We start from the raw sequence: 11863 nt of genomic DNA, 5'->3' as shown, positions 1-11863 counted from the left end.
AGCCCGCTCTGCCGGTTTTGCCGGAGGGCGGGCTGTTTGCTTTGATGGGAAAAACGGGGAGGGGATCAGTGGTTATCCAGCCACTCAATCAGGTTGTTGGCAGCGTTCTTGCCGCCCGACACAAAGAGAATGTCCCCTTCCTGGAAAACGGTGTGGGGGCCGACGGTCTCGTTGACCTTGCCGCCGTTCTCGATGGCGATAATGTTCAGGCCGAACTGGCCGCGCAGGTTCACATCCACGACGGTGCGGCCGATCATCTTGGGGGGAACGGCCAGCTTGGAGATGCTCACCCGCTCGCTCAGCTGGACAAAGTCCAGCATGCCGGTGGTCTCCAGACGGTGGGCCAGACGGATGGCCATGTCGTGCTCGGGATAGACCACCTGGGCGCCCAGCTTCCGCAGGACCTGGCCCTGCTCCTCGCTGGCGGCCTTGGCGATGACGTTGGGGATGCCCAGGCTCACCAGGTGCAGGGTGGTCAGGATGGACACGTCCATCTTCTCGCCGATGCAGACCACCGCCACATCACAGTTCTGGATGCCGGTCTCCTCCAGGGTCTTTTTGTCCAGGCCCTTGACCACATAGGCGCTCTCGGTGTAATCCCGCATGATGCGGACCTTTTCCTCGTCCTGGTCCAGAACCACCAGGTCCTCGCCGGCCTCGGCCAGCTCAATGGCCAGGGCCATGCCGAACCGTCCCAGGCCCACAATGCCATAAGACGCTTTTGCTTTCTTCGATTTGCCAAACATGTTGTTTCCTCCTGTCAGCCGATGGCGATGTTGCCCTCGGGGTAGCGGATGCGTTCGCCTTTGTTGAAGTACCAGACCGAGGCAATGGTCAAGGGTCCAAGGCGGCCAATATACATGATGAGGATGGAGACCAGCTTGGACGGCACACTCAGGGATGTGGTGATGCCGGTGGACAGGCCCACGGTGCCGAAGGCACTGGTCATTTCAAACAGGGCGTCCACCATTTCCAGCTGGGGATCAAAGACCATGGTCAGCCAGGTGCCGGTCAGCACCACGCTGACGGCGATTAGGGTGATGACCGCAGCCTTGCGGAAGGCGCCGGAGGGGATGGAATAGCGGAAAGCCTTCTCGCCCCGGTTGGTGGCGGCCGACTTGATGCCCTGCAGCAGGACGAAGAAGGTGCTGGTCTTGATGCCGCCGCCGGTGGATCCGGGGGAGGCGCCGATGAACATCAGCACGATCAGCACCAGCAGGCCGGCGCTGTTCCATTCACCCAGCGCGTAGGTCGAAAAGCCGGCGGTACGGGCCGATACGCTGTGGAAGAAGGCTGCCAGCCAGGTGATGTCCTCGGTCAGCTTGAGCAGCACCGCGCCCACCACGATCAGCACCGCGCTGACCGAGATGACCACCTTGGTGTGCATCGAGAACTTCTTCCAGCAAAAGCGGTTGTGCAGCACATCCCGGATGACCAGAAAGCCGATGCCGCCGAAGATGATCAGCCCGCAGGTGATCAGGTTGAGGGGCACGTTGTCCCGGTAGGGGATCAGGTTCTGGTAGTTGCCCAGGATATCAAAGCCCGAGTTGTTGAAGGCTGCGACCGAGTGGAAGATGCTGATCCACAGCGCCCGCAGGGGCGGGTAATCCTGCACAAAGACCAGAAAGCTGAGCGCCGCGCCCGCGCCCTCGAAACAGAGGGTCATCAGGAAGATGCTCTTGAGGAAGCGGAGGATGCCCTGGGCCGAATCGAGGTTGAGGGCCTCCTGCAGGACGCTGCGCTCCTTCAGGTTGATCTTGCGGCCCATCGCCAGGATGATGCCCGCGCCCACCGAAGTGACGCCGAGGCCGCCCACCTGGATCAGCAGCATCAGGATGAACTGCCCGATGAAGGTGAAGGTGTCGCCCGCGTCGGTGGCGATCAGGCCGGTGACGCAGACCGCGCTCGTCGAGGTGTAGAGGGTGTCGATGTAGGCTACGTCCACGCCTTCCTGTACGCTGAAAGGCATGATGAGCAGCACCGAACCCAGCAGGATCACCAGTGCAAAGCCCAGGGCAATGACCCGCACCGGCGACTGCTTTTTGATGAACTCAAACATAAAATCTCCTTGCTTGCCGTTGCGGCCCGTGCGCCGGGCCGCGCCATTGAAGACTGGGGATCGCGGCTCGAAAGGCCGGTTTGTTCAGGAAACTGACCTGTCGAGTTACCCCATAGTATAGCAGGAAATATCCAAAAGGGAAGAGCCTTTTTTCGCTTTTCTGGAAAAAAGCGGGGTGAAAGTTTTTCGGTTTCCACATTACTGCTTTGAAAAGGGGCCTGTGCCCCCAAAGGCGGGAACACAGGCCCATTTCAAAAAGGCAGGGAGGAAAGCGCGCAGGCTCAGGCGGCCTGCTTGCTCATGCCGCGCTGGATGGCCTTGACGACCTCGACCACCGGGATGACCACGAAGGCGAGGAGCAGGGCGACCAGGTACTCGTTCAGGTCGACGGGGGTGAAGCCGAACATATTGGCAACGAAGGGCACTTCCAGCACGATGGTGGTCAGCACCAGGCTGCCCAGCATAGCGCCCCACAGCACCTTGTTGTGGCTGTGCAGGGTAAAGACGCTCTTGCGCTGGCTGCGCATATTGAAGCTGTGGAAGATCTCGCACATGCTCATGGTCAGGAAGGCCATGGTCATGCCGTCGTCGCTGACGCCGTGGGGCATCTCAAAGTAGCCCACTTCCATGCAGTGGCCGATGATATAGGAGGCCAGGGTGATGATCGCGATCAGCAGGCCCTGGTAGGCGATGTCGAAGCCCAGGCCGCCGGCAAAGATGCCGTCTTTCGAGTTGCGGGGCTTGCGCTTCATGATGTCGGACTCGCCCTGCTCCATGCCGAGGGCCAGAGCGGGGAAGCAGTCGGTGATCAGGTTGATGAACAGCAGGTGGACGGGGTTGAGCAGGGTGAAGCCCAGCAGGGTGGCGCAGAAGACGCCCAGCACCTCGCTCATGTTGGAGGCCAGCAGGAACTGGATGGCCTTGCGGATGTTGGCGTAGATGCGGCGGCCCTCTTCGACGGCGCCCACGATGGTGGCGAAGTTGTCGTCGGCCAGGACCATGTCGGCCACGTTCTTGGTGACGTCGGTGCCGGTGATGCCCATGCCCACGCCGATGTCGGCGGCCTTGATGGAGGGCGCGTCGTTGACGCCGTCGCCGGTCATGGCGGTGATGGCGCCGTTGGCCTTCCAGGCCGTGACAATGCGGACCTTGTGCTCAGGCTGCACACGGGCGTAAACGCCGTACTTCTGGACGGCCTGGCCGATCTCGCTGTCGGGGATTTTGTCCAGCTCAGCGCCGGTGATGGCCTGGCTGGCGTCGGTGATGATGCCCAGCTCCTTGGCGATGGCCACGGCGGTATCCTTGTGGTCGCCGGTGATCATGACGGGGCGGATGCCGGCCTCGCGGCACTCCTGGATGGCGGGCTTAACCTCGGGACGGACCGGGTCAATCATGCCGGTCAGGCCCAGGAAGCACAGATCCTGCTCCAGATAGGCGGCGTCGTTGCTGGAGGGCTTTTCGGTCCAGTCGCGCTTGGCGGCAGCTAGGACGCGGAGAGCCTGGTCGGCCATCTCTTTGTTGGCCTTGAGGATTTCCTCCCGCTTGGCGTCGGTCATGGGCAGAACCTGACCGTTTTCCAGATAGCTGGTGCAGCGCTTGAGGATTTCGTCGGGGGCGCCCTTGGTGTACTGGACAAAGCCCTTGGCCGAAGTGTGGACGGTACTCATCATCTTGCGGGAAGAATCAAAGGGTGCCTCGTCCACACGGGGCTCAGCGGCGGCCAGCTGGTCCTTGGGCAGGCCCTCCTTGGCGGCAAAGTTCACCAGAGCGGCCTCGGTGGGCTCGCCCTCGGCCTCGCCGGCGTCGTTCAGATGGGCGTCGTTGCACAGGGCCATGGCGGTGGCCAGGGGAGCGGTCTCGCCCAGGTGCTGAACCACCGTCATCTTGTTCTGGGTCAGGGTGCCGGTCTTATCCGAGCAGATGACCTGGGTGCAGCCCAGGGTCTCCACAGCGGTCAGCCGGCGGATGACGGCGCTGCGCTTGCTCATGTTGGTGACGCCGATGGACAGCACCACCGTCACAACGGTGGCCAGGCCCTCGGGGATGGCGGCCACGGCCAGAGACACGGCCACCATGAAGGTGGACAGGATCGAGTCCAGAGTGAAGGACCCGGCCACGATCAGGTCAAAGACAAAGATAAACAGGCAGATGCCCAGCACCAGCTTGGACAGAACGCCGCTCAGCTGCTCCAGCTGGCGCTGCAGCGGGGTCTGCTCCTGGTCGGTGTTGGCCAGAGCGCCGGCAATCTTGCCCATCTCGGTGTCCATGCCGGTGCGGGTGATGAGGGCCTTGCCGCGGCCATAGACCACGGTAGAACCCATATAGCACATGTTTTTGCGGTCGCCCAGAGGAACGTCCTCCTGGCCCTTGGCCAGGCCCAGGGCGTCGATGATCTTGTTGACCGGGACGCTCTCGCCGGTGAGGGCGGCCTCCTCGATCTTCAGGCTGGCGCTCTCCAGCAGGCGGCCGTCTGCCGGGACGGCGTCGCCGGCCTCCAGCAGCACCACGTCGCCGGGCACCAGCTCATCGCTGTGCAGGGAAATCTGCTTGCCGTCCCGCAGCACCTTGCAGGTGGCGGCGGTCATGGTCTGCAGCGCTTCGATGGCGGCCTCGGCCTTGCTCTCCTGAAAAACGCCCAGCACTGCATTCAGCAGCACCACGATCAGGATGATGAACACCTCTGCAAAGCTCTCGTGGGAAATAAAGTTGGTCACAGCCGACACGGCCGCCGCGATCATCAGGATGATGAGCATGGGGTCCTTCAGCTGGTCGATGAAGCGCTGGAGCAGGGTGGGCTTCTCAGCGTCCTTGAGCTTGTTGGGGCCGTATTGTTCCAGCCGGGCGGCAGCGTCGGTGCTGCTCAGGCCGTCGGGGCTGGCGTTCAGCTGCTCCATCAGCTCCTGCGGGGTTTGTACATACTCCTGTTTCATTCTCGATATTCTCCCTCCTGGGGTGGATCGGAAAACACATCCACACTGTCTCATTCTGCCCAAAAAGCGCATCTGCCGCGCTGCAGCTGCGTCTTTGGGGCCGAAGGATTCCATGTGTTTGCATTCTCAGACCCGCCCTGATTGTGCGCATGGGGGCCGCCCCGGGGCGCTGCGCCGCAGCAGCGGGCAGCCCGGGACCGTCGGTTTTTTCAGAAAACAAAAAGACCCATGCACTGGATCGGTTTCCGGTGCATGAGTCTCATTCTGATCAAAGCTGCCCGAACTCATTCACAGATGAGTCGTCCTGACGGGCTGGCCTCGCGTTTTCACGCGGAATTACTCCCCCATGTGTACATGATTATAGAGGATGAGGGAAGATTTGTCAATAAGCAAACCCGTTTCTTTGTAAAACAGGCAAGCGCCCGGGCCCGCCGCATTCCCATGCCCGCGGACCCGGAGGCCTGTCCCATAGACAGCCTCCGGCACCGGTCAGGAGGCATACAGCTGCGTCTTACTCGACGCTGATCATATAATAGTAGACAGGCTGGCCGCCGCGGATGTGGCTGACTTCCACATGGCTGGGGCACTTGGCCTTGACGATTTCGGTGGTGCGCTCGGCATCCTCATCGCTGACGTCGCATCCCGAGATGATGGTCACAAAGCTGGAATCCTTCTTGCACATGCTGCGGGCCAGACGGTAGGTGGCCTTGGTCAGGTCGCTGGAAGTGGCCACAATCTTGCCGTTCTCCAGGGACATGATGTCGCCCTTGCGGATGCGGCGGCCGTCGTACTCGCTGTCGCGGGCGGCGTAGGTGATGAGGCCGGTGGAAACGTTGTCGGCGGCCTTCATCATGTTGATGGTGTTGGTCTCCACCGAGGCGGTGGGATCAAAGTTCAGCATGGCGGTGATGCCCATGGGGATGGTGCGGGTGGGCAGGACCACCACACGGCGGTCGGCCAGCTTTTCAGCCTGCTCGGCGGCCATGATAATGTTCTTGTTGTTGGGCAGCACAAAGACGGTCTTGGCCGGCACGCTCTGGACGGCAGCCAGGATGTCCTCGGTGGCGGGGTTCATGGTCTGGCCGCCCGACACCACGGCATCCACCGACAGGTCGGCAAAGACGGCCTTCAGACCCTCGCCGGCAGCCACGGCCACAAAGCCATAGTCACGGCTGGGATCCACGGCGGCGTAGACGAACTCGCTGGCGATGGCGTCGGAAGCGCGCTGCTTCTGCTCGGCCTCGGCCTGCTTCTCCAGGCTCTTGCCCTGCTTCTGACGGGCCAGGAACTGCTCGTGCATGTTCTCGATCTTGAAGTTGGTCAGATAGCCGTACTTGATGGCCTCGGTGAGGATCTTGCCGGGGTCGGCGGTGTGGACGTGCAGATTGATGACGTCGTCATCCTCGATGCAGACCACGCTGTCGCCGTTGGACTCGGCAAAGGCGCGCATCTTGGCGGCGCTGGCGCCGTCGTCCTTGTGGATCAGGAACTGGGTGCAGTAGCCGTTCTTGATGTCCTCCACCTTCATCAGGTCGTCGGTAAAGACGCCGCGGCCGGCGTTGGCGGTGGACAGCTTGGCCTTGTGCTGGGTCTCCTCGGCGGGAGCAATGATGTCCTCGCCGTGGAACACCTTGCCCATGCCCTCAAAGATAATCATGATGCCCTGGCCCCCTGCGTCCACGACGCCGGCCTTCTTCAGGACGGGCAGCAGGTTGGGGGTGTCCTCCAGGGCGCGCTGGCCGGCAGCCAGCACCAGGTCCCACAGCTCGGCCACATCGGCGATCTTGCTGGCCTTGGCCTCCTCGGAGGCGATGCGGGCCACCGTCAGGATGGTGCCCTCGGTGGGCTTCATGACGGCCTTGTAGGCGGCCTCCACGCCCTTCTCCAGAGCCAGGACCAGATCGTCGGCGCCGGCCTCCTTCTTGCCCTCCAGGGCCTTGGAGAAGCCGCGGAACAGCAGGCTGGTGATGACGCCCGAGTTGCCGCGGGCGCCCCGCAGCATGGCGGAAGCGGCGGTCTTGGCGGCTTCGCCCACGGTGCAGTCAGCGCCCAGAGCTTCCAGCTCGCGGACGGCAGCGCCCACCGTCATGCCCATATTGGTGCCGGTGTCGCCGTCGGGCACGGGGAAGACGTTCAGCTCGTCCACGCGGGAGCGCTGGTTGTTGATGTTGTTTGCGCCTGAAATGATGGCGTCACGCAGAATTTTACCACTAATCATTGCTTTTTACTCCTTGTCAGCCCACGGGCGCGCCCGGGGAGTTGTGTTTGGTCAGATCAGGCAATCACGTCGTCCACCGACACGATCACGCGGGCCACGCGCAGGCCGGTGGCATGCTCCACTTCGTCCTGCACGCGATGGGTAATGCTCTGGGCTGCGGTGGAAATGTTCAGCCCATAGCCGACAGCGATGTGGATCTCGATGACCAGACGGCCATTCTCAGGGGTGACACGGACGCCCTTCTCGGCGAAATCCTCGCCGCGCACCAGGCTTTTGACCGTGTCGGCCACCCCGCGGGGCGCCATAGCGGCCACGCCGTAGCAGCTCTTGGCGGCTTCGCCTACCAGCGTCGAGAAGTACTCGGCGGAAAAGCGGACATCGCCCAAGGGAAAATGCGTAGTGATCATAATCGCTCTGCTCCTTCTTATTAAAATTTGAATTTAATAAAGCGTTTTGCGCTTACTCTGCGATGGAAAGGCTGGCCAGCGAATAATACAAATCGCTGACGCTGGACACCACGCCGCTGGTGCGGCGGTTGGAAACGGTGACCCCGCCCCTCCACAGCAGAGGAATATAGGGCATCTGTTCGGCGAAAAGACTCTCGAATGCACCGGCCGTGGAGCTGTCGGCCCGCATCAGGTTGTAGGCGTCCAGCAGCTGCTGGGTGACGGCCAGACCATAGCGGGCGCTGCCGCTCCAGAACGGCGAGAGGTCAATATTATTATACAACTTCATTTCACCGATGTACAGTTCAAATTCGCGGCTCTGAATCATCTGCAGATACGCGTTGAAATCCTCGGCCTGGGTGAGGGTGACTTCGATGCCCGCCTCGGCCCATTGCTGCTGCAGCAGACGGGCCGCATAGACCCGGTCGGCCGAGCTGCCGCACACCAGAATATTGACGCTGGCCCGCTGTCCGGCGGCGTTCTGGTAGTAGCCGGAGGCCTCGTCCAGGGTGTAGCCCAGGGCCGCCATGGCGGCGGGCAGGGCGTTGGGATCGGACTCGGCCGAGATGACCTGCTGGCCCCGGGCGCACTCATACAGCCCGTTGAGGGCGCCGGTGGCGGGGGTGGCGCTGGCGTAGCGATCGGCCAGGTCCTGACGGGACAGGGCAGTGCTCAGCAGGACACGGCCCTGGCTGGTGGAGCACAGGGGATTGTCCGCCGAGCCGTTCACCCCCAGGAACAACAGGGTGTTGGTGCGGAAATAGCTCTCGGAGGTGGCCACCGCCGAGGAGGCGCTCTCCTCCGCCAGATAAAAGCTGATCTGGCCCATGGCCAGCTGGGAGACCAGTTCGGCGTAGTCGCTGACAGGGGTCAGCCAGATGGTGTCGGGCCCCTCTTCCGGGAAGGGCGCCCGGGGATTGGGGGTGAGGGTATTTTCCTCCGCCCCGTAGGTGTAGCGCCCGCTGGGAGTGGGCTGGGGGGAGGCCACCTCGGCCGCCTTCAGGATGGGCAGATCCAGCAGGTAACCGAACAGGCTGTCGGGGGAGGCCAGGGTCAGCACAACGGTGTCGCTGCCCACGGCCTGGGCGTCGGTGAGGCTGGCCAGCCGGCCGGCATAAAAGCCGCTGGCCTTGGCGGCCAGAAGGCTGGCGGCCACGTCATCGGCGGTGATGGGAACCCCGTCGGCAAAGGTGCAGCCGCTGCGCAGCCGGATGGTGACGGTGGCGCCGGTGGACACCACCGACTCAGCCAGCCGCATTTCCAGCTCCATCCGGGGGGAGATGCGGACCAGCTTTTCAAAAACCAGCCCCGCCACCTGTTCGGTGAGGGTGTTGGTGTTCAGATAAGGGTTATAGTTGCCCTCGCTCACCGCAATGGCGAAGCGGGCCGGCTGACTCTGGCTGGCGCCGGACCCGTCCGTCCCCGAGGCTGCGCTCTCTGCCTCCGACGAGGAGGGCTGCAGGACGGCAGGTCGGGAACAACTGGCCAGCACCAGACAGGCCAGCACCGCCGCTGTGCCGCGGCGGACGAAGGAAAACAGGTGCATGGGCTTTCCGGCCTCCTTTGGCAAGATTCGGCGCAGAGGTCTGCTATACTGAACAGGTGAGCAGACGGCGCGCCCAGGGATAACTTTAGTATAGCACAAAACCGCAGCTTGTGCATGGATTTGGCATGGATTTTCGAAAAAGTTGAAGGGCAGTTGTGAATAAAATCTAAAAAATCTGTGCGGAACTTTATTTTGCTGTGCGAAAGTGCTAAAATAGAAAAGAGAAAGGGGGCGGACGCCATGGACGGCACCCCCCTGTGGCCATGCGCCGCAGACAGACTTTATTCAGACCCGGCCAACCGACAATTATACAAGCAGGAGCTTCATCGAAATGAATATTTTGTTTTTCCTGTCCCCCAAACAGGACCTGATGTACGTTTACGACGACTTCACCCTCCGGCAGACCCTGGAGAAGTGGGAGAACAACCGCTATGCATCCATTCCCATCCTGAACCGGAAAGGGGAATATGTGGGCACCCTCACCGAGGGAGATTTGCTGTGGGGGATCAAGCGGTACCACGGCCTGGACATCGAGGGGGCCGAGGATATCCCCATCAGCAGCTTTGAGCGCAAGAGGGATTACCTGCCGGTGACGGTCAACACCAGCATGGACCAGCTGATCGAGGCCGCCATGAACCAGAACTTTGTGCCGGTGGTGGATGACCGGGGCGTGTTCATCGGGATTGTCCGCCGCCAGGCCATCATCCGCTATTGCTACGACAAGTCCCGCCGGTGCGAACAGGCAAACAGCCCGGACCAGAACGCCGGCATGGCGGTCTGCACCGCCCGCAACTGAACAAGATCGCTTCACCCCTGCCGCCCGGCGGGGGCTTTTTTCTGCCCCCGGAAGGTCCATCCCATCAAATTTTGCGCCAAAAGCCGCAGAAAAAACTTGAAAGTACGGTTTATGGGGCTTTTGTTCTGGTATTCTCTTGTCAGGACGAGGGAGGGAACCCTCCCCGAAACATCCGACAGAGAGGAGAGACAGAAGATGAGCGAAATCGAGATCCGGTATGTGGGCGGACATGTGGAGGTATACAGCAGAAATGGGGCGTTCCTCTTCTCTGCCGACAACCTGCGGGAGGCCATGGAGGAGCTGCAGGGCTGAAAAAAGTCCTTTACAAACCGGCAGCAGGGGGGTATAATCTCCCGCGGAGACGTCCCCGCCGGCCCGTTCCGGGCCCGCAGATGGGGCGTGCGCCGGGGAATGAAGTTCTCCCCAGGGCAACCTGAACCGCTTGAACAAGCTGATGACTTCTGTGATTGCAAGGTCGCAGAAGGCATCGGCTTTTTTGCGTCCTGTCCCGATTCGATAGGAGGAAACGATTTTATGCTCACATCTCTGGCGTTTATTTTCCTGGTGGGGCTGGCTTTGGCGGCGCTGTGCCAGCGTCTGCACCTGCCCCGCATCATCGGGATGCTGTTCACCGGCATCCTGCTGGATCCCTATGTGCTGAACGTGCTGGACCCGTCCATCCTGTCCATCTCGGCCGACCTGCGGCAGATGGCCCTGATTATCATTCTGCTCAAGGCGGGCCTGTCCCTGGACCTGGCCGACCTGAAAAAGGTGGGCCGGCCGGCGGTGATGATGGCCTGCGTCCCGGCCAGCTTTGAGATTTTGGCTTTCTTTCTGCTGGCCCCGGCCATTCTGGGGGTGAACCGCATCGAGGCCGCCGTCATGGGCGCGGTGCTGGGCGCGGTGTCCCCGGCGGTGGTGGTGCCCCGGATGGTCCAGCTGATGGACAGCCGCTACGGTACCGGCAAGAGCATCCCCCAGATGGTGCTGGCGGGAGCTTCCTGCGACGACATCTATGTGATCGTCCTCTTTTCCACCTTTGTGAGCATGGCCCAGGGCGGCGCGGCCCATGTGATGGACTTTGTGAATATTCCGGTGTCCATTGTGCTGGGGGTGCTGCTGGGCGCCGCGGCGGGCTGGCTGCTGAGCCAGTTCTTTGAGACCGCCTACGCCCACAAGCACTATGTCCGCAACAGCATGAAGGTGATTGTGGTGCTGGGGGTGTCCTTTTTACTGATGGCGGTGGAGACCTGGCTGGAGGGGATTGTGTCGGTGTCGGGCCTGCTGGCGGTGGTCAGCATGGCCTGCGTCCTGAAAATCCGCAGCACCAGCTTTGTGTCCAAACGCCTGAGCGAAAAATTCGGCAAGCTGTGGCTGGCCGCCGAGGTGATCCTGTTCGTCCTGGTGGGTGCGGCGGTGGATATCCGCTACACCCTCACCGCCGGCCCCGCCGCCGTTCTGATGATTCTGGCGGCGCTGGCCTTCCGGTCGGTGGGCGTGGCTCTCTGCGTGGCCGGCACCCAGCTGACCTGGAAAGAGCGGCTGTTCTGCATGATCGCCTACCTGCCCAAGGCCACCGTTCAGGCGGCCATCGGCTCGGTGCCCCTGGCCATGGGCCTGCCCTGCGGCCAGATGGTGCTGTCGGTGGCGGTGCTGGCCATCCTCATCACCGCCCCGCTGGGCGCTCTGGGAATGGACCTGACCTATACAGGAAATTCCTGACCAGGGAACCCGAGACGACTTGAAAAAAGCCCCGGCAGCTGAACCGCCCCATATTGTGCGGACAGTACAAAAAAGAGGCCTGCAAGGGGTAGAACAAGCGAATCAAAGACTGGCCTGGCGAAGCGAGAGCGGAGCCAGGCCAGTCT

General features: G+C 62.0%; 8 protein-coding genes and 1 riboswitch. Of the genes, 2 read left to right on the top strand and 6 right to left on the bottom strand.

Translation table 11 applies throughout. From position 1 onward, the window contains the following. Nucleotides 1–65: 65 nt before the first annotated feature. The 6 genes from B5F27_RS02820 to B5F27_RS02795 all read right to left on the bottom strand — a co-directional run bounded on the left by B5F27_RS02820 (nucleotide 66) and on the right by B5F27_RS02795 (nucleotide 9199). Nucleotides 66–746, bottom strand: a complete 681-nt coding sequence (locus tag B5F27_RS02820; RefSeq protein ID WP_087245325.1) for a TrkA family potassium uptake protein — start codon at nucleotides 744–746, stop codon at nucleotides 66–68. Between the two features lie 14 nt (nucleotides 747–760). Beyond that, nucleotides 761–2059 (bottom strand): potassium transporter TrkG, encoded by a 1299-nt coding sequence (locus tag B5F27_RS02815; protein ID WP_087364538.1) that lies wholly within the window; start codon nucleotides 2057–2059, stop codon nucleotides 761–763. A 281-nt stretch (nucleotides 2060–2340) separates the two neighbouring features. Further along, on the bottom strand, nucleotides 2341–4989 hold the full coding sequence (locus tag B5F27_RS02810; protein ID WP_087364535.1) for a cation-translocating P-type ATPase: 2649 nt from the start codon (nucleotides 4987–4989) through the stop codon (nucleotides 2341–2343). A gap of 511 nt (nucleotides 4990–5500) precedes the next feature. Beyond that, nucleotides 5501–7207 carry a DAK2 domain-containing protein gene (locus B5F27_RS02805; protein ID WP_087245333.1) on the bottom strand — a complete coding sequence of 569 codons (1707 nt, stop codon included), beginning with the start codon at nucleotides 7205–7207 and terminating at the stop codon, nucleotides 5501–5503. Between the two features lie 56 nt (nucleotides 7208–7263). Further along, complete coding sequence (locus B5F27_RS02800) at nucleotides 7264–7614, bottom strand: Asp23/Gls24 family envelope stress response protein (RefSeq protein ID WP_087245335.1); 351 nt, start codon at nucleotides 7612–7614, stop codon at nucleotides 7264–7266. 52 nt (nucleotides 7615–7666) lie between these two features. Beyond that, entirely contained in the window at nucleotides 7667–9199 is a 1533-nt protein-coding gene (locus tag B5F27_RS02795; protein WP_087364533.1) for an ABC transporter substrate-binding protein, read from the bottom strand. Between the two features lie 331 nt (nucleotides 9200–9530). Between B5F27_RS02795 and B5F27_RS02790 the strand changes: the two genes are divergently transcribed. Both B5F27_RS02790 and B5F27_RS02785 read left to right on the top strand, forming a co-directional pair. Beyond that, on the top strand, nucleotides 9531–9995 hold the full coding sequence (locus B5F27_RS02790) for a CBS domain-containing protein (RefSeq protein WP_087245339.1): 465 nt from the start codon (nucleotides 9531–9533) through the stop codon (nucleotides 9993–9995). 398 nt (nucleotides 9996–10393) lie between these two features. Continuing rightward, nucleotides 10394–10466: riboswitch (Fluoride riboswitch) on the top strand. A gap of 63 nt (nucleotides 10467–10529) precedes the next feature. Continuing rightward, complete coding sequence (locus tag B5F27_RS02785; RefSeq protein WP_087364531.1) at nucleotides 10530–11717, top strand: cation:proton antiporter; 1188 nt, start codon at nucleotides 10530–10532, stop codon at nucleotides 11715–11717. Nucleotides 11718–11863 lie beyond the last annotated feature (146 nt).

Origin of the sequence: Faecalibacterium sp. An192, assembly GCF_002160175.1 — a bacterium.
GTDB lineage: Bacteria > Bacillota > Clostridia > Oscillospirales > Ruminococcaceae > Faecalibacterium.
This window is presented reverse-complemented; position numbering and strand designations above follow the sequence as displayed.

Coding starts and splice junctions, on each gene's coding strand:
- B5F27_RS02820 (WP_087245325.1), bottom strand. CDS start 746: ATGTTTGGCAAATCGAAGAAAGCAAAAGCGTCTTATGGCATTGTGGGC.
- B5F27_RS02815 (WP_087364538.1), bottom strand. CDS start 2,059: ATGTTTGAGTTCATCAAAAAGCAGTCGCCGGTGCGGGTCATTGCCCTG.
- B5F27_RS02810 (WP_087364535.1), bottom strand. CDS start 4,989: ATGAAACAGGAGTATGTACAAACCCCGCAGGAGCTGATGGAGCAGCTG.
- B5F27_RS02805 (WP_087245333.1), bottom strand. CDS start 7,207: ATGATTAGTGGTAAAATTCTGCGTGACGCCATCATTTCAGGCGCAAAC.
- B5F27_RS02800 (WP_087245335.1), bottom strand. CDS start 7,614: ATGATCACTACGCATTTTCCCTTGGGCGATGTCCGCTTTTCCGCCGAG.
- B5F27_RS02795 (WP_087364533.1), bottom strand. CDS start 9,199: ATGCACCTGTTTTCCTTCGTCCGCCGCGGCACAGCGGCGGTGCTGGCC.
- B5F27_RS02790 (WP_087245339.1), top strand. CDS start 9,531: ATGAATATTTTGTTTTTCCTGTCCCCCAAACAGGACCTGATGTACGTT.
- B5F27_RS02785 (WP_087364531.1), top strand. CDS start 10,530: ATGCTCACATCTCTGGCGTTTATTTTCCTGGTGGGGCTGGCTTTGGCG.